The organism is Pseudoalteromonas sp. 2CM28B (genome assembly GCF_023161935.1).
Window position 1 is genome coordinate 18,604 of record NZ_JALNTH010000040.1, and the last position, 25,845, is coordinate 44,448.

Consider the following 25,845-nt stretch of genomic DNA (forward strand, 5'->3'; position numbering starts at 1 on the left):
GTTCTTTCCTAATATTTAAAACGTTATCCACGCCAAAATGTTGGGGTAAATAGCACTAATAGTGTAAATATCTCTAAACGACCAAATACCATTGCCACGGTTAATATCCATTTTGCAGTATCGGTAATAGCGCCATAATGAGAAGCAACATCACCTAAACCAGGCCCAAGGTTATTTAAACACGCTGCCGTTGCTGAGAATGCCGTTATATTGTCTAACCCGGTGCCCATTAACGCTAACATAATAATAATAAAGACTAATGCATAAGCCGAGAAAAAACCCCATACTGCTTCAACTACTTTATCTGGTAGCGCCTTTCGTCCTAACTTTATAGAGTATATAGCTCGAGGATGCACTAAGCGGTTTAGCTCTCGCACCCCTTGTAGATAAAGTAAAAACACGCGCACTACTTTCATACCGCCGCCAGTTGAACCAGCACAGCCACCAATAAAACTAGAGAATATTAATAAAATAGGTAAAAACAAAGGCCAAGCAGAAAAGTTATCTGTGGCAAATCCTGCGGTGCTGCTCATAGATACAGCTTGAAACAATGCCTGATCGAGGGTTTCATCGCCATTGGCATAAACATCGTGAGATGAAAGTACCGTGAAACAAATCACCACCAGCGCGAGCTGAATACATAGAAACACTTTGAATTCAGGGTCACGAATGTAGACACTAATATTACGACTCGCTACAGCAGCATAATGCAGTGAAAAGTTAATGGCCGCGATAATTAAAAAGAACACACAAATAAAGTTAATTACTGGGCTATCAAAATGCCCCATTGAAGCGTCATAAGTAGAAAAACCACCAATAGCCACCGTAGAAAAAGCATGGCAAATTGCATCAAACCAACTCATTCCAGCGCTCCAATACGCCAAAGTACATGCAAGGGTAATAGACACATAAATATACCAAAGGTGTTTAGCAGTGTCGGCTATACGCGGGGTCATTTTGGAATCTTTTACGGGACCTGGAATCTCAGCCCGATACAACTGCATACCACCTACGCCAAGCATTGGCAGGATTGCTACCGCTAATACAATGATCCCCATACCACCAAACCACTGTAATTGTTGGCGATAAAACAATATCGATTTAGGCAGATACTCTATGCCTGTCAGTACGGTAGCTCCTGTAGTGGTTAAGCCAGAAAAGGCTTCAAACACGGCATCGGCTAAAGAGAGATTGGGTTCTTGTAAAAATACCAGCGGTAAGGAGGCAAACGTACCGAGTACCAGCCAAAATAAAACCACGATTAAAAAGCCTTCGCGGGCTTTTAAATCGCCATGCTCATGCCTATTTGGGTAATAAGCCATTAAGCCAATAACAACACTGAATATAAAGGCTAAAACAAACGGCACCCCTCCACCATCTTTATAAATTAAAGACACTAGCGCTGGTGGCACCATAGTAATACTGAATAGCGCAACCAATTGGCCAAGAATTTTTATGATGGTACGAAATTGCATTGAGCGTATCGCTTTTTTATTAGTAAATTAAAATAACTACTGTATGACTCGAAAATTTAATGTTTAACCATTAAATGGGATGAATGTAAGACTATTACTCTTTGATTGTTAACTCAACTGCGCCGTGGCTTAAATCAAAAATATCTTTGATGGCTTGCTGCGCTTGGCGACTATCAATGGTAATAGTCCACTCAATATTTGCAGTAAACTGCTTTTCAATATTAAGTACCTGAAAGTTCGTTTTTAAATGTTGCTCTATCGCCCCTTGCATACTGTATTCACTAAAGCCCACCAGCTCAGCACTCGGCACTTTCACCACGGTTTGTAGTTTTGCTAAGGCATTATTGAGTGAACCACCATAAGCACGCACCAACCCACCCGTACCGAGCTTTATACCTCCAAAGTAACGTGTTACCACAGCGGTCACTTCACCTAAGCCTGAGCCCACTAGTACATTGAGCATGGGTTTACCGGCGGTGCCATTGGGCTCCCCGTCATCAGAAAAACCATAAACATGGCTGCCCCCTGGGTTACCTGCAACATGTGCCCAGCAATTGTGGCGTGCATCGCTGTATTTTTCTTCAATATTTTTAATAAAGGCTTTCGCAGCATTTAGATCGGGCGTGTGACCTATGTGAACGATAAAGGTACTTTTTTTAATTTCTTCTTGATGAAATACAGCTTCGGCTGGGTATTTATATTCAGACATAGCACTTACTTAGGCTTTAATTAAAAAAATGGGGCCAAAAGGCCCCTTTGTATCCGTTTATTTTAGCGCGTATTGGCTAACTCGTCTTTAATAAGGATTTAGTCGAGTAATAAATTACGCGTCATATTTTCTAGGCTATCTTCGTGAACAATAATATTGTCCTCGATACGAATACCGCCAAAAGGTTTAAACGCTTCGACCTTTTCCCAGTTAATAAACTGCTTATTGTCTGTTTGTGCTAAATCACCCAATAAAGAGTCAATAAAGTACAAACCTGGCTCAATAGTAAACACTTGGTTTTTCTCAATTAAGCGAGTGCAGCGTAAAAATGGATGGCCTTCTGGTGGCGCTTGATGTGTCCCTGTTTCATCACGCATAAAACCACCCACATCGTGAACCTGTGCACCTAAATGATGCCCTAAGCCATGCGGGAAGAAAGTTGAGGTAATTTGACGCTCAACAATTTCCGCTGCCGGTAGTTTAACAATATTAAAATCACTTAATAGCTGAGCAATACGGTTATGACAATCAATATGCAGATCGCCATACAGTAAACCTGGCTTTAAGCTTTTTCCTAACTCAATTTGATGCGCTGTCATAGCGTTAACTAAGTCAGCAAACTCACCCTGCTTTTTAAAGTCGTAGGTACGGGTAATATCCGCAGCGTAACCATTAAAGTTAGCGCCCGCATCAATTAAAAATGAATTATGCGTTTGTGGTGCTTTTGGCTCAAAATGAGTGTAGTGCAAAATAGCGCAGTTTTCGTTAAGGGCCACAATATTACCATATGGCATTTCGTTTTCACTTTGACGCGTTGCCATTAAGTAGGCTTGCTGAATATCAAACTCACTACCACCATTAAAAAACGCATCACGCGCGGCTTTATGGCCATCAACCGCAATGCGATTAGCATTACGCAAACACTCAAGCTCATATTGCGTTTTATAAGCACGGTGGTAATGAATATAGTTAAGTACTGGCTCAGGGTTCATAATACTAAAGCCAAGTGCTTGTGCTACTTCGAGGTATTCACCAATGTAGGCAAATTTAGCTTTATCGTAAGGTAGTAGCTTTTCAACCTGATCAGGTTGTAATAATAATTCAATATCGAAGTATTCTGCCCAAAAATTTCTTGGCTCATCAGGTACTTTATGCCAAAAATCAATTGGGCGATAAAAAATAAGTTTTGGCTTATCGCTACCATTTACCACAATCCAGCAATGTGGATTATCAATAACCGGTAGCCACGCTTTAAAATGAGGGTTAACTTTAAACGGGTAATACATATCATCTAAAAATTGGCGCTTAGCTTGGCCTGAATGAATGACTAATCCTTCTAACCCTTCTTGCTCACAAATAGTACGTGTACGCTGTTGCAATGTTGCAATATGTTCGGCGTATAAAACGGCTAATTTTTCCATAATAAACCCATCTGTTAAATTTAACTTGCTTTGAGTCTACCACTTATACACAAAGCGCTCAAAAAAGAGGGATACTTACTGTGTAAATATCCCTCTGTGGTTGTAGATTTATTTTTACTATCCGCCTATCGTCATTTCTAATATGGGGGCTAGAAGGTTCCCCTCCCGACCAAGGCGAGTATGATAAACCTGCCGATAAGCAAATACATTTTTTACATAATCTCGGGTTTCTCTGTAAGGAATAAGTTCAACCCATAGCTCAGCCGGCATTGCCTCTTCAGGTATCCAGCGTTTAATACGATGGTACCCAGCGTTATAAGATGCTGTAGCTAGCACCTCATTGCCGTGGTTTTTCTTTTTTAAATACTGTAAATAACGAGTCCCAAGACGAATGTTGGTTTTTGGTTGATACAAGCGACGATTAGAAACCGTGCCTTTATTAATATACTTTGCCGTACTTGGTAATAGCTGCATTAACCCGCGTGCATTTGCATGAGAGCGCGCATCAGGTGCAAATGAGCTTTCGCGACGTGCAATGGCAATACTCCAAGTTAGGTCAATTTTGCTTCGCTTGCTGTAACGCTCAAACATTTCTTGAAATGCAAAAGGGAAACGCAAATCCACATAATCCCATGCTTTTATTTTTGCTAGGGTGAATATAGTACTATCAAACCAATCCAGCTCGGCTGCAAGTACCGACGCAGCTAATTTTTCATCATCAGCTGAGGTATCAGTTAAATAATTCCACTCGCGTCGAGCGGCAGTAAAGCGCTCTAATTCATACAGGGCTTTGGCACGCTTAAAGCCCGGTGCGTTACTCACTCTTGTTACTAAAGCTTGATTTACATTAACGGGCAACTCATTTAAGTCAACCGGTATGCCCAAACGCGCAGCGGCTAAAAAACCGTAATAATCACGGTTAGCGGCCACTTTAGTCCAAATTGCCTTGGCTTTTTCATGATCTGCGCGTTTGTCATAACTATAAGCAAGCCAATACTGTTGCCCTAAGCTAAGATTTTCTTTACCTGTAAAAAATGCCGCAATTCCCTCCCAATCTTGGGTTTTGAGTAGATTAGCTAACTGCCATTGCATTAATTTACGATCTTGGCGCTCTTTAGGTACTTTATTTAAATAGAAGCTCGCTTGGCTATGGCCGCTCGACGCCAATGAAAGCGCAAAGGTATAATATACATCCGCTTTTTCATCATCAGTGTAATCAAATAACCCCTCAATTTTTTGCCACGCCTTTAATGCCAACTCTTTATCACGCCAAATTAAACGCTTAATACCATAAAGCGCTATTTCACCCTCTTTCACTGTTTTGCGCTTATAACGGTATAACCCCGCCGCTGCACTTGGGTCACGTCTTACTTTTGAGTATAAATCGGCTAAGTAGCGCTCATTGGCTGGCAACAATGTTTTTAAATAAGGCAGTAAACGATAAGACCCACCTTGTGCCGCTAAAGTGACCCGTTGCCAAACAACATCGGGCGTTAAATAACCATCTTGACGCCAGCGTTTAAAAAGGCCATCGCATTCACTGGGCTGCGACTCACCCACTGTCCATAAGTCGGTTACCTGATTGAGTATTGCTTTTTTAGGCGCACCAAGATCAAGCTGAAAAGTAAGGTGGGTACAAGTAAGCTCACTGTCAGAGGTTTCACGATAGTTTTTAATAAACGCTGCTTTTTGATTTCTGCGTTTTAAATAGTTTAACCATGCTTTACGCACTGGCCACTCTAATGGCGTATGTTCATAAATAGTGAGAAAATTTTCTATCTCTGTTTGGTGGGCTAAGCTGGGGTAACGTTCCCAATATGCTTTTTCAACATACGGTTTAAGCGGATGAGACAATGAATCTACCGCTTCTTTAAAATTTTGATAATTGCCATAGCGCGCCTGTTTTTCAGCGTCTAAAAATGCATCAATATCAGTTTTCGCGTTGGCAGAGGTAAAAGAAAGAAATAGAGTCGCTGCCGCTACGCTTAATAAGTATTTTTTCATAATGTCCTTTAGGGCATGTAACCTTTAAGGCTGGCGAAGTGTGGCGAAGAGCAAGTAAACAACAGCACATACACAGCTGTACTATTTATTCTAATAAAACCCAAGCTATGAACACTAAGACAGCGCAATAAAATGAATAAAGAAAACTTTCAAACCCACCTTAGCACCAAACCAGCTATATTTTAACCAGACGTTTGTAACCAAGATAAATTTTTCGTTGCATTTTTAATTTAAAGCAAGCACACTGGTCTGAATATGAACTCATCGTACCAGTCTTAGTTCATCAACTAGGGAGAATAATAATGTTATATAAAAGCGATTCCTTTGAAGTTAGCTTCGTGAAGGAAAACATCGCCGAGTTTAAGTTTTGTGCTACAGGTTCTGTAAACACATTATCTCAACAAACTCTTTCAGATTGCGCGGCAGCATTAAAAGAATTAGCCGCTAACACTGATATTAAAGGCATGATTTTTACCAGTGATAAAGACCACTTTATTATTGGTGCCGATATCTTCGAATTTTTACCTACTTTTACTAAGCCTGAAGCAGAATTAGTAACGTGGATCAAAGATGCAACTGACGTTTTTGATGCAATTGAAGACTTACCATTCCCAACACTCAGTGCTGTAAACGGCTTGGCGCTTGGCGGCGGCTGTGAGTGGGCACTTGCTACCGATTATCGTGTTGCAAGTGACTCAGCAAAAATGGGTTTACCAGAAGTTAAATTAGGCATAATGCCTGGGTTTGGCGGTACAGTGCGTCTTCCGCGCATTATTGGTGCCGATAACGCGATGATGTGGATCACCACAGGTAACGAAAATCGCGCAGCTGATGCCCTTAAAGTAGGTGCATTTGACGCAGTAGTTAGTGCCAACAAACTACAAGAGTCAGGCATAGCAACATTAGAATTGGCGATTGCTGGCAAGCTAGATTGGCAAACAAAACGCGCTATAAAATTACAACCGCTTAAATTAAACCGTGTTGAGCAAGGCATGAGCTTTGCAATGGCAGAAGGTATGGTTATGGGTAAAACCAAAGGCCACTATCCTGCTCCAGTTATGGCCGTTCGCACTATTAAAGCGGCAGCAAACTGCTCACGCGCCGAAGCAATGGCAATTGAAAATGCCAACTTTGCAAAGCTTGCTCGTACCAACGAAGCAGCCGCGCAAACAGGTATCTTTTTAGCGGATCAATACATTAAAGGTAAAGCACGTAAATTTGCTAAGCACAGCGATGTAGAAATTAAACAAGCTGCTGTGTTAGGCGCAGGTATTATGGGCGGCGGTATTGCATACCAATCTGCTTATAAAGGTACACCAATCATAATGAAAGACATCCAACAGGATGCACTTGATTTAGGTATGGGTGAAGCGTCTAAGCTATTAGGTGCAAAAGTTAAGCGCGGCCATATGCCGATGGAAAAAATGCTAGCAACGCTTAGCAAAATCAAACCAACGCTTAACGATGCAGACCTACAAAACGCCAACATTATTGTTGAAGCGGTAGTAGAGAACCCTAAAGTGAAGCAAGCCGTACTTGCTGATCTTGAAAAGAATATGCCAGAAGGCACTGTGCTCACGTCAAATACATCAACTATTTGTATTGACCTACTTGCAGAAGCACTTGAAAAACCAGAAAACTTCTGTGGTATGCACTTTTTCAACCCAGTACCAAAAATGCCATTAGTAGAAATTATCCGTGGTGCAAAAACCTCAGATAAAACGATTAATGCCGTGGTTGATTACGCACTTAAACTAGGTAAATCGCCGATTGTTGTTAACGATTGCCCAGGCTTTTTTGTAAACCGTGTTTTATTCCCTTACTTTGCAGGCTTTAGCAAATTAGTGGTTGAAGGCGCTAACTTTGCAAAAGTAGATAAAATCATGGAAAACGTATTTGGCTGGCCTATGGGTCCGGCTTACCTACTTGATGTAGTCGGTATTGATACGGCTTTCCATTGTACTGGCGTAATGGCAGACGGCTTCCCTGAACGTATGGCACGTGCAGAGAAAGATCCAGTGACTGTTTTTGCTAACGAAAAACGTTTTGGCCAAAAGAACAAAGCAGGTTTTTACAAGTACGAAACAGACCGTCGTGGTCGTCTTAAAAAATCGCATGACCAAACAGCGATTGAACTACTTGCACCAATTACAGACGCACCAAAAGAATTTGATAAACAAGAAATCATTGACCGTTGTATGATCCCAATGCTCAACGAAGTGCTACTTTGTTTACAAGAAGGCATTGTTGCTTCTCCTCAAGAAGCTGATATGGCACTTGTATACGGTGTTGGTTTCCCTCCATTTAGAGGCGGCGCGTTCCGTTACTTAGATCAAACAGGTTTAGCTAACTTTGTTGCAGCAGCAGACAAATACGCTCACCTAGGTGCGATTTACCAAGTATCAGAGCAAACTCGCAAGTGGGCTGAAGAAGGCCGTGTTTTCTATAAGGTGGAAGGTTAATATCATGAATAATCCAGTAATTGTAGATTGTATCCGCACACCAATGGGTCGCTCAAAAGGCGGCGTATTTAAAAACAAACGTGCGGAAGACTTAAGCGCTCATTTAATGAAAGGCTTATTAGAACGTAATCCGGCAGTTGACCCTGCGTCAATTGACGATATTTATTGGGGCTGTGTACAGCAAACATTAGAGCAAGGCTTTAACGTTGCACGTAACGCATCTCTACTTGCAGGCATTCCACATTCAGTGCCAGCAACCACAGTTAACCGTTTATGTGGCTCATCAATGCAAGCATTGCATGACGCTGCTCGCGCAATTATGACTGGCGCTGGCGACACATACCTAATTGGTGGCGTTGAGCACATGGGTCACGTACCTATGACTCACGGTAACGACTTTCACCCAGGCTTAGCTACATCAATTGCACAAGCATCTGGCTCTATGGGTTTAACCGCTGAGTACCTTGCTACTATTCACGGTATTAGCCGTGAGCAACAAGATGAATTTGCTTACCGCTCGCATCAACGTGCACATGCTGCAACAGTTGAAGGGCGTTTCCGCCGCGAAATTTTAGCAATGGAAGGTCACGATGCTGACGGTTCACTTATCCTTGTTGAAGATGATGAAGTAATTCGCCCTGAAACAACCGTTGAAGGTTTATCGCAGCTACGTCCAGTGTTCAACCCTGCTACGGGTTCTGTTACAGCGGGCACATCTTCAGCACTTTCTGATGGCGCATCAGCTATGTTAGTGATGAGCGAAGAAAAAGCAAAAGAACTTGGCTTACCAATTCGTGCATATATTCGCGCGATGGCCGTTGCCGGTTGCGATCCATCAATCATGGGTTACGGCCCAGTACCAGCAAGTAAAAAAGCATTGGCACAAGCTGGTATTACTATTGATGACATCGATGTTGCTGAACTTAACGAAGCATTCGCAGCACAATCATTACCCGTACTTAAAGACTTAGGTTTAGCGGATGTGGTTGACGAAAAAGTGAATTTAAATGGCGGCGCTATCGCACTGGGTCACCCGCTGGGTTGTTCGGGTTCACGTATTAGCACCTCACTTATTCACTTAATGGAAGACAAAAACGCAAAATACGGTTTAGCGACTATGTGTATTGGTTTAGGCCAAGGCATCGCAACTGTATTTGAACGTGTTCAAGACTAATTAGTGTTGAATATGTAAAACCAGCTTGGTGATTAAAAGGCGAACTAGCGCAAGTTAGTTCGCCTTTTTTATGCCACCAGCTTTTGCAGGTTTAAAATGAATAATGTGATCGGGTGCATTAAACTTATTTCAGATTATCTATTAATAAGTTGAGCTGTTTTGTTATACGTAAAATAGTTAACCAACAGCTTTATTTGCGCTAAACTACCCGACCTAACCAAGCCACGACTATTTTTACAGGTAATTTTTATGAGCTTTGATAACCCCGATCACCAATTAGATGCTATCGGCCTACGCTGCCCAGAACCTGTGATGATGATACGCGCTGCAATTCGCAAAATGAGCGACGGCGAAACACTGCTAATTATTGCCGACGACCCCTCAACTACCCGCGACATTCCCAGCTTTTGTACCTTTATGGATCACACGCTAGTGGCTAAAGAAGTTGAAGAATTACCGTATAGGTATGTGGTGAAGAAAGGGTTGTAAAGCTATCAGCTCAAAATAAAAAAACCGTGTTTGTTAAATCAAGCACGGTTTTTTATTTTTATCTTTAAACTAACGACTGACAGCTTTTACTTCTTCGTTATCGTCACTTGCGGCTCATCGTAGTCACTAAAATCAATGCTGACTATGTAGGAGCCTTTAATCGCTGGTGTATAGCTAAAGTAATTATAAATGGTATTACAGTCGGCGCGTGTTGATTGGCCAAGTGTTAGGCTTTGCCCTGTTGGCTGTGAATCGCTGTAGCCACAGTTAAAGCCTTCACTAAAATCTGCATCCGCTATTTTGAATTCGTACACTTTGCCTGGGGTCGAAAACCTAACTTGGGCTTGGTAAAGCGCAGGCCCAACTTGTTTAAATTGATATTGAGGTTCGGCATCCCATAATGTGAAGTCCCCTCTTAAATAAATACTGCGATCCAATTCTTGCTGCGGTAACACATCGTTAATTGAAATTTGGCTGGTACAGGCACTCAATAGGCCCACTAAGGCTAACGTGAAAATGCGTTTCATTGGGAGCTTCATGATGAATCCTCTATTAACTAATATAAATAAAACACTAAAAAGCCAGCATTATGCTGGCTTTTTTAATAGCTGTTAGCTGTTATTTTTGTAATACAGAAATATCTGCAATTTCTAAAAATAACCCACTTAACTGACTTAAAAGCGCAAGGCGGTTTTGCTTAACCGCTTCATCGTCGGCCATAACCATGACATTGTCAAAAAAGTTATCAACACTGTCACGAATGCCTGCTAATTGGCTTAATGCCTCTTGGTAGTTTCCATCGCTGTACAGTGGTGCTAAATCAGTGGCAAATTTTGCAACTTGCGCAGCCAATACTTTTTCTGCGTCATCACTTAATAAGCTCTGATCAACATTACCTTGCGTTGTAATGTTATTTTTAGCCAGAATGTTACTTACACGCTTATTAGCGGCTGCAAGCGATTCTGCGGCGTCTAGAGTGCGGAAATGGCTTACGGCTTTAACTCGGCGATCAAAATCAACAGGCTTCGTTGGACGGCGCGCAAGTACCGCTTGAATTACATCTACCTCAATGCCTTCATCTTGATACCAAGCACGGAAACGCCCTAGCATAAATTCGAATACATCGGTTGATACATTTAGGTTAGTCAGCTTTTCACCAAACAAGGTTTGTGATTTAGCAACCAGGTCTAAAATATCAAGTGGTAGCTGCTTTTCTACCATGATACGTAATGCACCAATGGCCGCACGACGAAGTGCAAATGGGTCTTTATCACCTTTTGGTGCTTGGCCTATACCAAAAATACCCACCAGCGTGTCAAACTTATCTGCAATAGCCACTGCACAGCTGATCAAACTCGTTGGTAAGTTATCGCCGGCAAAGCGTGGCATGTACTGCTCGTTTTGCGCAACAGCGACATCTTCAGCTTCACCGTCATGACGTGCGTAATGCATTCCCATTACACCTTGTACGTCGGTAAATTCCATCACCATTTCGGTCATTAAATCGGTTTTACTTAATAAGCCTGCACGCGCTGCTAGTGCTTTATCTGCACCGAGTTGCTCTGCAATGTAACCGGCAAGTTCACTGATACGCTGTGACTTATCTTTAAGTGTGCCTAATTGCTTTTGGAATAAAACGCTGTCTAGCGACTCAAGTCGGCTTTCAAGTGTTTTCTTTTTATCTGTTTCAAAGAAGAACTGCGCATCAGCTAAACGCGGGCGCACTACTTTTTCGTTACCAGAAATAACCACACTTGGATCTTTACTTTCGATGTTAGAAACAAACAAAAACTTATTTAAAAGTTTGCCGTTTTGATCTAATAACGGAAAGTATTTTTGATCGTCTTTCATGGTGTAAATAAGCGCTTCGGCTGGCACATCTAAAAATGCTTCTTCAAATGTAGCTGTTAGCGTTACTGGCCATTCAACCAATGAAGTAACTTCTTCAAGTAAATCTTCATCCATTGCAACTACGGCATTAACTGCTTTTGCTGCGCCTTCTATTTGCGCACGAATTTGTGCTTTACGCTGTTCGTAGTCAGCTATCACGTAAGCTGATTTAAGTACGTCAAACACATCATCAGCATGGTTAATGCTAATTTTTTCTGGATGATGAAAACGATGGCCTTGCAGTTGATTGCTCACTTGCTTACCCAGTATCTCACCTTCTATTAGCTCACTACCCAGTAAAATAGTTACTGTATGCACAGGGCGAATAAATTGTGTTTTATTCGCGCCCCAACGCATTGGTTTAGGAATAGGTAATTTAGCAAGCGCTTTACTAATTGCATCAGCCATTAGTAATTTGGTTTCTTGCCCTGCAACTTTAGCAATGTGCAATAACCATGCGCCTTTATCTGTTTCTAGTGTTTGCGCATCTTTTACTTCAATCCCACAACCACGAGCCCAACCCATGGCTGCTTTGGTTGGTTTACCTTCAGCATCAAATGCTGCTTTAGTTGCAGGGCCACGTTTTTCAACTTCTTTGTCTTGTTGTTTAGCTTCAAGTGCTTTTACTTGTAAACCTAAACGACGAGGCGATGCATACCAGCTCACACCTTGGTGACCTAGTTCTAGGCTTTCTAATTCTGCTGTTAAGTTTGCAGCAAAGGCTTCGGCTAATTTTCGAAGTGATTTTGGTGGCAACTCTTCGGTGCCAATTTCTACTAATAAATTTTCTGCTGACATGCTTACTTATCCTTACACAGCGGGAAACCAAGCGCTTCACGTGCATCGTAATAACTTTGTGCACACGCTTTTGATAATGCACGAACGCGTAAAATGTAACGTTGACGCTCGGTTACTGAAATAGCATGGCGTGCGTCTAATAAGTTAAATGCGTGCGATGCTTTCATTACTTGCTCGTAGGCAGGTAATGGTAAGTTTGCTTCAATTAGCTTTTGGCTCTCAGCTTCACATTTATCGAACTGTGCAAATAAGTCTTCTACGTTTGCATGTTCAAAATTATAAGTAGACTGCTCTACTTCGTTTTGATGGAATACATCACCGTAGGTTACGCGCCCTAATGGACCGTCTGCCCATACTAAGTCGTAAATGCTATCTACGCCTTGAATATACATTGCTAAACGCTCTAGGCCGTAGGTAATTTCACCTGTGACCGGTGAGCATTCTAAGCCGCCCACCTGCTGGAAGTAGGTAAACTGGGTTACCTCCATACCATTTAACCAAATTTCCCAGCCCAGTCCCCATGCACCCAGCGTTGGTGATTCCCAGTTATCTTCTACAAAGCGCACTTCGTGAGTGAGGGTATCAATACCCATCGCCGCTAAAGAGCCTAAATAAAGCTCTTGGATATTATCTGGAGATGGCTTTAACACAACTTGGAATTGGTAGTAATGTTGTAAGCGGTTTGGGTTTTCACCGTAACGACCATCGGTAGGACGACGACACGGTTGAACGTATGCGCTCGACATTGGCTCTGGGCCAATTGATTTTAAAAATGTTTGTGGGTGAAATGTCCCTGCGCCCACTTCCATGTCAAGTGGTTGAATAATGACACAGCCTTGCTGTGCCCAATAATCCTGTAAAGCCAGGATCAAACCTTGAAAGGTTTTAACGTCATATTTTTGCATATTTGGCTTTTTACTATCTGAGAAGTAGCGTGAAAATTACTCTCAGTATACCTTGTGTACACTCAGGTTTTAAGCAGTTTGTGCGTTTGAAAAAATAAAAAAGGAGCCTAAGGCTCCTTTTTTGTGATTACGATAATGTTTTATACGTCTAAGTTAACCACACGCAGTGCGTTCGTTTCAATAAACTCACGACGCGGCTCAACTTGATCGCCCATTAACGTAGCAAACAATTGATCCGCTGCAACAGCATCTTCAATCGTCACTTGCAACATACGGCGTGCGCTTGGATCCATGGTGGTTTCCCAAAGTTGATCTGGGTTCATTTCACCTAGTCCTTTATAGCGTTGAATGTAGATCCCACGCTTAGACTCTGCGATCAACCATTCCAATGCATCCACAAAGTTATCAACAGGTTTTGTTTTTTCACCACGTTGGATATATGCACCTTCTGTGATGATATTAGCAATATTTTTACCTGTTAGAGCAATGCGTTGGTAGTCTCTTGATGTAATAAAGTCATAATGAAGTACGTGCGCTTTATCCACACCATGCTGACGAATATTCACAACTGGATAATACAGGTTGCGCTCTGTATCGTGCTCAGTTCCGGCATGGAAAATAGTTGCATCTTCATCACGTTCAATTAAGTCATCAACCAGCTCTTTAGTCCAAGCAATTACCTTAGCTTCGTCTGAAAGGTCTTCTTTTTTCAGTTCACTTTGGTAAATCAAACGGTTCATAACCGTATTCGGATACTTACGCTTTAAGCGCTCGATAACTTTAACCGTGTTTTGATAATCGTGAACAATCGATTCTAATGCTTCACCATCAACCGCCTCTGCGCTATCACTGGTATACAATGCTGCATTGCTTAGCGCTAACGATGTAAGGTAATCAACTAATGCTGGATCATCTTTAATATAGCGCTCTTGCTTGCCTTTTTTCACTTTATAAAGTGGAGGCTGAGCAATATAAATGTAACCACGTTCAACAATTTCCGGCATTTGACGGTAAAAGAATGTTAGTAGCAAGGTACGAATGTGAGAACCATCCACGTCGGCATCGGTCATGATTATGATACGGTGGTAACGTAGTTTTTCAGGGTTATATTCGTCACGGCCAATACCACAACCTAGTGCAGTAATTAGCGTTGCCACTTCTTGCGAAGATAGCATTTTATCAAAACGTGCTTTTTCTACGTTTAAGATTTTACCTTTAAGCGGAAGAATCGCTTGATTCTTACGGTTACGACCCTGCTTGGCTGAACCGCCAGCTGAGTCACCCTCCACTATGTATAGTTCAGATTGAGCTGGATCTTTTTCTTGGCAATCAGCTAATTTGCCTGGTAAACCAGCTAAGTCCATAGCGCCTTTACGACGTGTCATTTCACGTGCTTTACGCGCTGCTTCACGGGCGCGTGCTGCATCAATAATTTTGCCAACAACAATTTTTGCATCCAATGGGTTTTCCAATAAAAACTCAGTGAATTTTTCAGCCATTGCTTGCTCAACTGCCGACTTAACTTCGCTAGAAACTAGCTTGTCTTTTGTTTGCGATGAGAACTTTGGATCAGGTACTTTAACACTCACAACTGCAGTTAAGCCTTCACGCGCATCATCGCCCGTTGCATTACTGGTTGTTTTAGCTTTTTTGTTAAAGCCTTCTTTTTCCATGTAGTTATTAAGCGTACGCGTTAGCGCCGATCTAAAACCAGCTAAGTGAGTACCACCATCACGTTGAGGAATATTATTTGTGAAACAGTAAATGTTTTCTTGGAATGCATCATTCCACTGCATTGATACTTCTACACTAATACCATCTTCTTCACGTTCGTGAGTAAAATGGAATACCCCTTTATGCACTGGTGTTTTATTGCGGTTTAGGTATTCAACGAATGCTCTGATACCGCCTTCGTACTTAAAGTGGTCGCTTTTATTTTCCTCGCGCTCATCGCTTAATATGATACTTACACCTGAATTCAAAAACGACAACTCGCGTAAACGCTTTGCCAAAATATCATAATGAAAATCAAGGTTAGTGAACGTTTCGCCACTTGGCCAAAAACGAATTTCAGTACCATTTGTTTCAGAATCACCTATTACAGCTAGAGGTGCATCAGGTACACCCATAGTGTAAAACTGCTCATGAAGTTTACCTTCACGACGAATGGTTAGTTTTAACTTTTCTGATAATGCATTTACTACCGATACACCAACACCGTGTAAGCCACCTGATACTTTATAAGAGTTATCATCAAACTTACCACCGGCGTGTAGCACCGTCATAATTACTTCAGCTGCAGATACACCTTCTTCTTCATGTATAGAAGTAGGAATACCACGGCCGTTATCTCTTACAGATACCGAACCGTCTAAGTGAATAGTGACATAAATATCATCGCAGTGACCCGCCAAGGCCTCATCGATAGAGTTATCAACGACCTCAAACACCATGTGGTGTAAGCCCGTACCATCATCGGTGTCCCCTATATACATACCAGGACGCTTTCTTACTGCATCTAATCCTTTAAGTACTTTAATACTCGACGAATCATAATTCTCAGACATGGTTAATCCCACTTATCTTGTTATTAGGTTGCCATGTTTCACGTGGAACATTTTTAGTTCTCGTTGCATGGGTTCCACCACAGCAGAAATACTTTCAGATAAAATTGAAGAAATAAATATTTGAGAACTACAGTGAGTCAATAACTGGCCCACTTTCTCTTTTGTATCTTCGCTTAGTTCTGAAGGTAGATCATCTATTAGCAATATAGATTGCTTATCTGTCTCTGACTCAATTAAACTATTTTGCGTTACTTTTAACGCATACAACAATAACTTTAATTGCCCGCGTGAGAATACATTCTCAACACTGCTGCCAGCGACACTAAAACTAAAATCAGCCTTATGAGGGCCTTTACTTGTAAAGCCTTGGCGAGCATCTCGCTCAAAACATTGCTCTAACGCATCACAAAGAGATTCACTCTCTTTCCAGCCCGCATTGAAGCTAATTTCTAAATCGCGTATTAGCGTTAATTCTGCACACATTTTATCAAAAAATTGCTGCTTAAACCTAGTTATATAAGCGATTCTTAATTTATTTATTTGTTCTGCCAGTCTAACAAATTCTTTGTCCCAAAACTTGATTTGGTCAAAATAATTCTTAGGCTTAGATTTTAATAAGGCGTTGCGTTGTTTAAGCACTTTATTAAACGATTGCCATAAGAAAAAAAACTCATGTTCCACGTGGAACAAACCTAAGTCTAAAAACTTTCTGCGCTCCTTAGGACCGCCAAAAAATAGTGAGTAGCTTTCTGGCGTTATTATTTGTACCGGCATTAACTGGGCAAGTTCAGATACTTTTCGACTCGCCTTACCTTGTATTTTTAAATTGGTTTCACCCGCTTGGGTTTTACTAATACCAATAGGGATAGATAAATCGTATAACGCTTTGCGGCCATAAATAACAAACTGATCTTGATGATGAGCTATGATGCTTTTATGTTTAGAGGTTCGAAAAGATTTGCCGTGAGAAAGGTAATAAATAGCCTCTAAAAGGCTGGTTTTTCCGCTGCCGTTTTCACCATAAATTATATTAACGCCATTAACTGGTTCTAGCGTCAGTGCCTCAATATTACGAAAATATTTGAGGCTCAAATGACTTAAGCTCATTATGTATATATGATCTTATAAACGCATTGGCATAACAACGTACATAGCTTCTTCATCGCCGGCACCTTCTATAAGTGCACTGCTATTTGAATCGGCAAGCGTAAATAATACATCTTCGGTTTTTAATGTATTTAGTACATCTAATACGTAAGACACATTAAAGCCTATTTCTAGGTCATCACCCTCGTACATTATTTCAACCACTTCTTCAGCTTGCTCTTGCTCTGGGTTGTTGGCTGTAATTTTTAATAAACCGTTTGATAAATTTAAACGCACACCACGAAACTTTTCGTTCGATAAAATAGACACACGCTGAAACGCATTACGAAGCCATTCACGATTCGCAGTAATTACTTTATCGCCACCTCGAGGTAAAACACGACGGTAGTCAGGGAATCGACCATCAACTAATTTACTTGTAAAGGTAAATTCAATATCAATAATACGAATGTGGTTAGCACCAAACTGAATAGTGACTAACTCTTGGTCGGCCACCATTAAGCGCATAATTTCTTGCACGCCTTTGCGCGGTATAATTAATTGGCGCTGTGTATTTAATGACTGACCTAGTTGCTTTTGTGCAATCGCTAAACGGTGCCCATCAGTGGCAACTGTCTTTATATCGCTGTTATCAACTTCAAACGACATGCCGTTTAAATAATAACGCACATCTTGGTTTGCCATTGAAAAGTGCGTGCTTTCAAGTAATTTACGTAACTCTAAACGCGTTAGTTGAAATTCAACTTCACCATCCCACTGCTCTAAATTAGGAAAATCTTCAGCAGCTAAAGTGGTCAGTGAAAAACGACTTTTACCACTGGTTAAAAGTAGCTGATGGTCTTGCAAGCTTAAAGTAAGGTCAGACCCATCCGGTAAACTTTTACAAATATCGAGTAACTTTTTAGCTGGTAATGTGAGTTTAGTATCGGCAACATCATCACCTACAAATACACTCGCCACTAATTCAATTTCAAGGTCGGTCCCTGTCATTGAAAGCTGGCCATTCTCTACCACGAGTAATACGTTAGATAAAATAGGTAACGTATGCTTACGCTCTATGGCACCCGATACTTGCACCAATGGTTTTAAAAATTGTTCTCTTGATATTGTTATTTGCATAATAAAGTCAGCCCTAAGATGACAATGTTCTTATTAAATTTTGGTAATCTTCTTTAATCTCGTGGCTTTCGTCACGTAGTGATTTAACTTTGCGACACGCGTGTAATACTGTTGTATGGTCGCGTCCACCAAAGGCATCCCCAATCTCAGGTAAGCTGTGATTAGTGAGTTCTTTAGAGAGTGCCATGGCAACTTGGCGAGGCCTTGCTATAGAGCGGCTACGGCGCTTAGACAGTAAATCAGACACACGTATTCTATAGTATTCTGCAACCGTACGTTGAATGTTATCTATGGTGACTAGTTTGTCTTGCAGCGCCAATAAATCACGCAGTGCTTCTTTTACAAAGTCGATAGAAATTGGGCGACCGGTAAAGTTTGCGTTAGCAATTACACGGTTTAATGCACCTTCAAGCTCACGTACGTTTGAGCGTAATTTTTTAGCAATAAAAAATGCCACTTCATGCGGTAAATTAATTTTACTTTGCTGGGCTTTTTTCATCAAAATGGCAACGCGTGTTTCAAGCTCTGGCGGCTCAATCGCGATAGTTAATCCCCAACCAAAACGAGATTTAAGGCGATCTTCAACCCCTTCTATCTCTTTAGGATAACGGTCAGAGGTTAAAATAATTTGCTGGTTACCTTCTAATAATGCATTAAAGGTATGAAAGAACTCTTCTTGTGAACGTTCTTTATTAGCAAAAAACTGAATGTCATCAATCATGAGTGCATCAACACTGCGGTAATAACGCTTAAATTCTTCAATCGCATTATTTTGCAGTGCTTTAACCATGTCTTGCACAAAGCGTTCTGAATGCATGTAGACAATTTTAGCATCTGGCTTATTGGCCATAATACCGTTGCCTACCGCATGTAATAAATGCGTTTTACCTAAGCCCGTACCACCGTAAATAAAAACAGGGTTAAATGCAGAGCCAGGATTATCAGCTACCTGAGTGGCAGCCGCTTTTGCTAATTGGTTAGATTTACCCTCAACAAAACTGTCAAAGGTATAGTTTTCTTTAATATTTGATTTATAACCCGATTTAGGAGCGGGCTCAACAACTGGTTTTTGTTCTCGTGGTTGTTGTTTTACCGTTGCTTGCGTACTTGGTGCTGATTGTGTTTCAACTACCGGCGCAGCTTGTGCATTTAATAGCGGCTTGCTGCCTACATCAAAGCGTAACTCTGGTGCTTCTACACCACAAATTTCAACCAGTAATTCATTTATTCTATTTAGGTATTTTTCTCTTACCCAATCAAGTACGAAACGATTAGGCGCATAAATCGTCAAGGTATCTTCGGTACTTTCTGCTTGAAGTGGTCTGACCCACATACTAAATTGCTGCGAAGGCAATTCATCTTGCAATACATATAAACAACTTTGCCAAACCGACAGATACACAGTAAAACTCCCAGAGATATAATTTTTATTCCCGCACATCAATAATGATTCAAAAATCACACCTGTATTGCGTTTAAATGGCTCAATAAGCAGCCCAAGACCGACTATTATGAATGCACTTTATCCACAAGTAAAAGATTGATTTTTGTAAAATTGTTGATATCGATGTATAAATATAATAACAGACTGATTTAAAAAGCTTTTTATTTTAAAGCTTGATTAGAGATCATAACAAAACTGGCAGCAGATCGCGACCACAATTTACGATCTAATTTACTTTTCCCATGCTTTTATTCACTTTTTATACAGGGGCTGTGGAAAACTTCTTATTTATGATGATCCTATCGGATCATGAAAATTGATCATAAATAAACATGCTTTACGCACTCTATTATGATTGACTTTTCGTCACTTCATCTATAATATCTCGCGCTCGCAATGGCACCTGTGCCAGGATCGCGACCTGCATAGGATGTTTTAACTTTAACCGATCGGATGAGATTGTTATGAAAAGAACTTTTCAACCTAGCGTTTTAAAACGCAAACGTACACACGGCTTCCGTGCTCGTATGGCAACTGTAAATGGCCGTAAAGTATTAGCTCGTCGCCGTGCTAAAGGCCGCAAAGTTCTTTCTGCTTAATTTATAAGTGGAAGACTTTAGCTTTGGCAGGGAGTTACGTCTGTTAACTCCCTCGCATTACTCTCGCATATTTAACGAACCCGCTCGGGCTGCAACTCCTTTCTTTACCTTATTAGCAAAACCAAGTGACCAGTCAAAACCTCGGTTAGGCCTTACTGTTGCTAAAAAACGTGTAAAAAAGGCATGTCAACGAAACCGTATTAAACGTCTTGCTCGCGAAAGTTTTCGTTTAAACCAACATACTCTCGATAATATTGATATTGTGTTGATGGTAAAAAGTGGCATTGATGAACAGTCTAATGAAGAATTAACCAAACAACTAACAAAGTTGTGGCGTAAAATTAATGAACGCTGCAAACCCGGTGCCCCTAAACCGCCACCATTTAAAAAACGCCCAAACAAATCAGCTAAATCGACTAAACAAACCCAATAGCAATAGAATTACAGGGTTAATTAAGGTATCTTTAGCTCACCTTTTAATCATGCGTTTAAAATCTTAAAGTAAGTCTTTAAATACATGGTATCTATTCACTAAACATAACGTAGGGGCATGTACAACATGAGGTTACTTAAACCACTTGCTGCGTTACCAACACGTTGTTTAGTTTTATTTATCCGCGGTTATCAAAAGTGGATTAGCCCGCTATTGGGTCCGCATTGTCGTTTTAATCCAACCTGTTCTAGCTACGCTATTCAAGCAATTAATTTGCATGGTGCAGTAAAAGGCAGTTGGCTCGCAGTTAAACGCATATTAAAATGCCATCCTTTACATTCAGGTGGAGACGACCCCGTTCCTGAAAAATTAACCCGTATTAACCACCAACACGAGAAATAAGAGCTGTTATGGAATCGCAACGCACGTTTTTATTCATCGGCCTAATGCTAGTGTCGTTTTTATTATTTCAAGAATGGAATAATGACTACAACACACCAAAAGCCGATCCTAGTGCCACTACACAAACACTAAAAGCAAACTCACCGGAATCAGATGATTATGTTCCAGCTTCATCAGACTCTGGTTTACCTGCTTCAACTACTTTAGCTAAACGCTCAGTCATTGATATTACAACTGACGTGTTCAAAGTTAAAATTGACACCAAAGGCGGTGACATTGTTGAAACAAACTTAATTAATTATAAAGAAACCAAAGGCAGTGATGTTCCTTACATGCTACTTGGTGAGTTTGATGGTAAACAATACTTTTCACAAAGTGGTTTAATAGGTTTAAATGGCCCAGATGCATCTGCAAATGGTCGTCCTACTTACCAATCAGAGCAAACCTCTTACACCTTAACAGGTGATGAGCTTCGCGTTCCACTGCAATTTACCGACAGCAACGGTGTAAGCTTTACTAAGACTTATGTATTCAAAAAGGGTCAGTATGATGTTGGCTTAGAATATAAAGTTAACAACACCACCAGCGCGCCTGTACAAGTACAGCTTTACACACAAATAAAGCGTACCGTACAAGAAAAAGGCAGCATGGTTGATCAAAACTATTTAGGGGCTGCATACGGTACAGATGAGGAACCATACGAAAAGTATAGTTTTTCAGATATGGCCGATAAAAACCTAAACATTAATACCCAAGGTGGTTACGTTGCCTTTATTCAGCATTACTTTGTAAGTGCTTGGGTACCAATGCAAGATCAAGCGAATACACTTTATAGTTTAATCACTAAAAGTAACGCAGCTATTATTGGTGTTAAAGACGAAGCGGTAAATGTTCAAGCTGGTAGTGAACAAGTACTTACTGCAACTTATTACATGGGCCCTAAAGAGTCAGATAAACTTGAAGCGATTCACACTGACCTAGACTTAACCGTTGATTACGGTTGGTTATGGTTTATCTCTCAGCCGTTATTTGTACTATTAAAATGGTTACACAGCATTTTAGGTAACTGGGGTGTAGCAATTATTGCCATCACTATTATCGTTAAAACATTAATGTATCCACTGACTAAAGCACAGTACACCTCAATGGCTAAAATGCGTGCGTTACAGCCTAAGATGAAGGCGCTAAAAGAAAAGTATGGCGATGATCGTCAAAAATTCGGCCAAGCGACCATGGAAATGTACCGTAAAGAAAAAGTAAACCCTATGGGTGGCTGTTTCCCTATTTTACTCCAAATGCCAATCTTCTTAGCCTTGTTCTATGTATTCTTAGAGTCTACAGAACTTCGTCACGCTGAATTTGTACTTTGGCTAACTGACCTTTCTGCAAAAGACCCATACTACGTATTACCAATCTTATTTGGTGCGAGTATGTTTATAACGCAAAAACTACAACCTATGACGGTTACCGATCCAATGCAGCAAAAAATGATGACCTTTATGCCGGTTATCTTCTCTGTGTTCTTCTTATGGTTCCCATCTGGTTTAGTACTTTACTGGTTAGTGTCTAACCTTATTTCTATTGTCCAGATGTTGATCATCTACCGTGGCATGGAAAAAAAAGGAATTAAAGTAAGGGGCGATTAAACTCCCTACTTATATAAAGGCGACTTAGGTCGCCTTTTTTATTGTCAATTTTTTATAACAGCATTCGCGAGTGCCTATTTGATAGGTTACAATACCGCCATTACGTTATTTAAGTTGGCAAATAAACCGCATGATCAATCACGATACAATTGCAGCACAAGCCACTGCCCCAGGCCGAGGCGGTGTTGGTATTATTCGCGTTTCAGGAAACCTAGCCAAACAGGTTGCTGAAAAAATAATAGGCAAAGTCCCTAAAGTTCGTTATGCCGACTATGTGCCATTTAACACCCTTGCAGGTCAGCAACTTGACCAAGGTATTGCGATTTACTTTGCTGGCCCAAACTCATTTACCGGTGAAGATGTACTCGAACTTCAAGGCCATGGTGGCCCTGTTGTCCTTGATATGCTACTTAAAGAAATAAGTAAAATAGACGGTGTACGTTTAGCAAAGCCTGGTGAATTCTCTGAGCGTGCGTTTATGAACGACAAGCTTGATTTAACTCAAGCAGAAGCAATCGCCGACTTAATTAATGCAACCAGTGAGCAAGCAGCTAAAAGCGCCCTACAGTCACTTCAAGGCCAATTCTCTAAGCACATAGAAACCCTAGTAGAAAAAGTCATTCACTTACGTATGTATGTGGAAGCAGCTATTGATTTTCCTGACGAAGAAATCGATTTTTTATCAGACGGAAAAGTGGGCGGTGATTTAAATGCCATCATTGAGCAGCTTAATGCCGTAACCAATCAAGCCAAACAAGGCAGCATAATGCGCGAGGGTATGCGCGTCGTAATTGCTGGTCGCCCTAATGCAGGTAAATCAAGCTTACTTAATGCATTAGCAGGACGAGAAGCGGCCATCGTAACAGAAATAGCAGGCACCACTCGAGACGTACTACGTGAGCATATACATATAGATGGTATGCCACTACATATAATCGACACCGCAGGCCTGCGTGAAAGCCCAGATCGCGTTGAACAAATAGGTATTGAACGAGCCTGGGATGAAATAAACCAAGCCGATCGGGTATTATTTATGCTTGATGGCACCGATACAACCGATACCGACCCTCATGCTATTTGGCCAGAATTTATGGCTAAGTTACCCCAAGGTATGGGCGTGACCGTGATCAGAAACAAAGCCGATTTATCAGGTGATGTAGTCGGTATGGATCAAAAGCAACAATATCCGGTCATCAGTTTAAGTGCTAAAAATGCTGACGGTATAGAACTTGTGCGTGAGCACTTAAAAGCCTGTATTGGTTTTGATGGGGCCACAGAGGGTGGATTTATGGCGCGTCGTCGTCACTTAGATGCCCTTGAGCATGCAGCCTACCACTTAGATACCGGTAAAACACAATTAGAAATGCATGTGGCCGGTGAAATTTTGGCTGAAGAACTGCGTTTAACGCAGCAGTATCTTAACGAAATAACTGGTGAATTTACCTCAGATGATCTACTTGGCAAAATATTTAGCTCGTTCTGTATCGGTAAATAGTCGAATTAATAAGTAACAATATAATTTATTAAGGGTGCTTAGGCGCCCTTTTCCATGCCTAATATTTACAATAACAACTCACCTAGCTGTGCTTTAATAATCCACTTTAAAAACCAAACAGACTACAAATACAGTTTGAGCTGCACTTATATCAGCCTCAATTCGCCTTTAATAATGTACATAAAAAATGTAACAACGCTAATAATCACAGCTATTAGCGGCTAAAACGTTTTCATTTATAGAACAAAATAGCTGTAGTTATGCTTATTAAACACTCTAAAACTGAAGCTATAGCATTGGTTATCCATGTTTGAATAGGGGGAATTATCAAGTCATAAAAACAAAACGTAACTAAAAAATACGTTTTGTTCGTCTACACCACCAGCAAAATTCAGTTAAATATTCACTTTAGATCACTCAAATTTTATTTTTTTGCAGATCAGTTATCCACAATTGCGTGTTTTTTTGCCTCAGAGATAAATTAAACGTCTTTAAAATAGGAAAATAAGCTGTATTTAATTAAAAAAGGGCTGTTTATAAAAAATAATAATGGTTATTTAACCTGATCTGACTAAATAGATCATTTTTTAAAATTATTTTCGATCCCAATTTAAGGTTATCAACAAGCTTTATATCCACATTAAGATCAACAAGCATCTATACGTTTATTTTCAATCGCTGGTGGCAAATACTAAATATAAAATCAATGACTTAGCAATAAAACTGCAACTTTAATTGATAGTTAAGCAGAGCTTTCCCCAACCTTATCAACAACTTGATCAGAAGATTACATTTAAAGATATTTTGTTAAACCTTTAATTATCAAGTAGTTAAGCAGTACATTTAAGTGAAGGCTTAAATAAGTACAAAAATAGTTATACAAAATAGCACTCTTAACTTTACTGTTATACTCACTGGGCTATTATAGGCGGCAATTAAAACTAATAGTGATCACAAATATTCATGAGTTCAGTAAATCTTATCGTTGGTAGTCAAATGGGATCCGCAGAATACGTTGCCGAGCAACTAAGCGATGCGCTTAATAGCCAAGGTATTAATACCCAACTACATGATCAACCTGAATTTAGTGAAATAGATCAGCAAAATACCATTTGGTTAATTTGTACATCAACCTATGGTGCGGGTGATTACCCAGAAAACCTTATTAACTTTGTTGATGAGTTATCTCAAGTTGATGATTTATCGCACTTAAAGTACACGGTCATCGCTTTAGGTGATACCAGTTATGACACGTATAACCTTGCAGGGCGTAATATAGATACGCTTTTAAGCCAAAAAGGCGCGATACAATTAGCACCGCGCTTAGAACTGAATATTCTTGATGAAGCACTTCCAGAAGATACGGCCTTAGCTTGGTTAGACTCGTGGATAGCAAAAACAGGTCTAAAATAGAAAGATCAAGTAAAAAGTTATAAATAAAGTTACCCACAATTTACTAATAATTTAAAAGATTTTGTGGATAAACACTGATTAAACTGCTTTTTTAACCATGCTTATCCATGGGATAAGATCGAGACTTGATCGGCCTGTGCATAACAGCCTGTTTTGATCAGAGCTTATTTGCCTGAAGATCCGATCATATTAACACCTTTAGATCCGATCTAATTATATGTTTTTAATCACGATCTAAAGCTTATCAACAGAAAACCCGATCAGTAGTAGTAATAGTATTAAAAGATCTCTTT

The 25,845-nt window shown here is 40.5% G+C and carries 20 protein-coding genes; 9 read left to right on the forward strand and 11 right to left on the reverse strand.

Annotation, left to right across the window (positions count from 1 at the left end):
- Positions 1 to 23 precede the first annotated feature (23 nt).
- The 4 genes from MTN96_RS30725 to MTN96_RS30740 all read right to left on the reverse strand — a co-directional run bounded on the left by MTN96_RS30725 (position 24) and on the right by MTN96_RS30740 (position 5,609).
- Positions 24 to 1,475 carry a TrkH family potassium uptake protein gene (locus tag MTN96_RS30725; RefSeq protein ID WP_069438500.1) on the reverse strand — a complete coding sequence of 484 codons (1,452 nt, stop codon included), beginning with the start codon at positions 1,473 to 1,475 and terminating at the stop codon, positions 24 to 26.
- Positions 1,476 to 1,569: 94 nt separating this feature from the next.
- The gene (locus tag MTN96_RS30730) at positions 1,570 to 2,184 is read right to left on the reverse strand and encodes a YigZ family protein (protein WP_013463655.1); all 615 of its coding nucleotides are present in this window, start codon (positions 2,182 to 2,184) and stop codon (positions 1,570 to 1,572) included.
- Positions 2,185 to 2,282: 98 nt separating this feature from the next.
- The gene (gene pepQ, locus MTN96_RS30735) at positions 2,283 to 3,605 is read right to left on the reverse strand and encodes a Xaa-Pro dipeptidase (protein ID WP_248533972.1); all 1,323 of its coding nucleotides are present in this window, start codon (positions 3,603 to 3,605) and stop codon (positions 2,283 to 2,285) included.
- Positions 3,606 to 3,722: 117 nt separating this feature from the next.
- Positions 3,723 to 5,609 (reverse strand): lytic transglycosylase domain-containing protein, encoded by a 1,887-nt coding sequence (locus tag MTN96_RS30740; protein ID WP_248533974.1) that lies wholly within the window; start codon positions 5,607 to 5,609, stop codon positions 3,723 to 3,725.
- A gap of 302 nt (positions 5,610 to 5,911) precedes the next feature.
- Here MTN96_RS30740 and fadB point away from each other — a divergent pair, with 302 nt between their 5' ends.
- The 3 genes from fadB to tusA all read left to right on the forward strand — a co-directional run bounded on the left by fadB (position 5,912) and on the right by tusA (position 9,734).
- Complete coding sequence (gene fadB / locus MTN96_RS30745) at positions 5,912 to 8,071, forward strand: fatty acid oxidation complex subunit alpha FadB (protein ID WP_248533976.1); 2,160 nt, start codon at positions 5,912 to 5,914, stop codon at positions 8,069 to 8,071.
- Between the two features lie 4 nt (positions 8,072 to 8,075).
- Positions 8,076 to 9,245: an acetyl-CoA C-acyltransferase FadA gene (gene fadA / locus MTN96_RS30750; protein ID WP_013463651.1), complete on the forward strand. Its 1,170-nt coding sequence runs from the start codon at positions 8,076 to 8,078 to the stop codon at positions 9,243 to 9,245.
- 249 nt (positions 9,246 to 9,494) lie between these two features.
- A complete protein-coding gene (tusA, locus tag MTN96_RS30755) occupies positions 9,495 to 9,734 on the forward strand; it encodes a sulfurtransferase TusA (protein WP_036980734.1) in 240 nt (79 codons plus the stop codon).
- Positions 9,735 to 9,820: 86 nt separating this feature from the next.
- Here tusA and MTN96_RS30760 read toward each other — a convergent pair whose 3' ends face one another.
- The 7 genes from MTN96_RS30760 to dnaA all read right to left on the reverse strand — a co-directional run bounded on the left by MTN96_RS30760 (position 9,821) and on the right by dnaA (position 19,522).
- Positions 9,821 to 10,273 (reverse strand): hypothetical protein, encoded by a 453-nt coding sequence (locus MTN96_RS30760; RefSeq protein WP_036980733.1) that lies wholly within the window; start codon positions 10,271 to 10,273, stop codon positions 9,821 to 9,823.
- Between the two features lie 79 nt (positions 10,274 to 10,352).
- A complete protein-coding gene (glyS, locus tag MTN96_RS30765) occupies positions 10,353 to 12,422 on the reverse strand; it encodes a glycine--tRNA ligase subunit beta (protein WP_248533978.1) in 2,070 nt (689 codons plus the stop codon).
- Between the two features lie 2 nt (positions 12,423 to 12,424).
- A complete protein-coding gene (gene glyQ / locus MTN96_RS30770) occupies positions 12,425 to 13,327 on the reverse strand; it encodes a glycine--tRNA ligase subunit alpha (protein WP_013463645.1) in 903 nt (300 codons plus the stop codon).
- Positions 13,328 to 13,467: 140 nt separating this feature from the next.
- On the reverse strand, positions 13,468 to 15,894 hold the full coding sequence (gene gyrB, locus MTN96_RS30775; RefSeq protein WP_036980730.1) for a DNA topoisomerase (ATP-hydrolyzing) subunit B: 2,427 nt from the start codon (positions 15,892 to 15,894) through the stop codon (positions 13,468 to 13,470).
- Positions 15,895 to 15,906: 12 nt separating this feature from the next.
- Positions 15,907 to 17,001 carry a DNA replication/repair protein RecF gene (gene recF / locus MTN96_RS30780; protein ID WP_036980728.1) on the reverse strand — a complete coding sequence of 365 codons (1,095 nt, stop codon included), beginning with the start codon at positions 16,999 to 17,001 and terminating at the stop codon, positions 15,907 to 15,909.
- Between the two features lie 15 nt (positions 17,002 to 17,016).
- Positions 17,017 to 18,120 carry a DNA polymerase III subunit beta gene (gene dnaN, locus MTN96_RS30785; RefSeq protein WP_036980725.1) on the reverse strand — a complete coding sequence of 368 codons (1,104 nt, stop codon included), beginning with the start codon at positions 18,118 to 18,120 and terminating at the stop codon, positions 17,017 to 17,019.
- A gap of 13 nt (positions 18,121 to 18,133) precedes the next feature.
- Positions 18,134 to 19,522 carry a chromosomal replication initiator protein DnaA gene (dnaA, locus tag MTN96_RS30790; protein WP_036980723.1) on the reverse strand — a complete coding sequence of 463 codons (1,389 nt, stop codon included), beginning with the start codon at positions 19,520 to 19,522 and terminating at the stop codon, positions 18,134 to 18,136.
- 506 nt (positions 19,523 to 20,028) lie between these two features.
- Between dnaA and rpmH the strand changes: the two genes are divergently transcribed.
- The 6 genes from rpmH (at position 20,029) to MTN96_RS30820 (ending at position 25,552) form a co-directional block, all read left to right on the forward strand.
- On the forward strand, positions 20,029 to 20,163 hold the full coding sequence (gene rpmH / locus MTN96_RS30795; RefSeq protein ID WP_008112968.1) for a 50S ribosomal protein L34: 135 nt from the start codon (positions 20,029 to 20,031) through the stop codon (positions 20,161 to 20,163).
- 7 nt (positions 20,164 to 20,170) lie between these two features.
- Positions 20,171 to 20,596: a ribonuclease P protein component gene (rnpA, locus tag MTN96_RS30800; RefSeq protein WP_008467046.1), complete on the forward strand. Its 426-nt coding sequence runs from the start codon at positions 20,171 to 20,173 to the stop codon at positions 20,594 to 20,596.
- 126 nt (positions 20,597 to 20,722) lie between these two features.
- Positions 20,723 to 20,998 (forward strand): membrane protein insertion efficiency factor YidD, encoded by a 276-nt coding sequence (yidD, locus tag MTN96_RS30805; RefSeq protein WP_008467044.1) that lies wholly within the window; start codon positions 20,723 to 20,725, stop codon positions 20,996 to 20,998.
- Between the two features lie 8 nt (positions 20,999 to 21,006).
- A complete protein-coding gene (gene yidC, locus MTN96_RS30810) occupies positions 21,007 to 22,644 on the forward strand; it encodes a membrane protein insertase YidC (RefSeq protein WP_036980721.1) in 1,638 nt (545 codons plus the stop codon).
- 130 nt (positions 22,645 to 22,774) lie between these two features.
- Positions 22,775 to 24,139: a tRNA uridine-5-carboxymethylaminomethyl(34) synthesis GTPase MnmE gene (gene mnmE / locus MTN96_RS30815; RefSeq protein ID WP_138626202.1), complete on the forward strand. Its 1,365-nt coding sequence runs from the start codon at positions 22,775 to 22,777 to the stop codon at positions 24,137 to 24,139.
- Between the two features lie 963 nt (positions 24,140 to 25,102).
- On the forward strand, positions 25,103 to 25,552 hold the full coding sequence (locus MTN96_RS30820) for a flavodoxin domain-containing protein (RefSeq protein WP_024601476.1): 450 nt from the start codon (positions 25,103 to 25,105) through the stop codon (positions 25,550 to 25,552).
- Positions 25,553 to 25,845 lie beyond the last annotated feature (293 nt).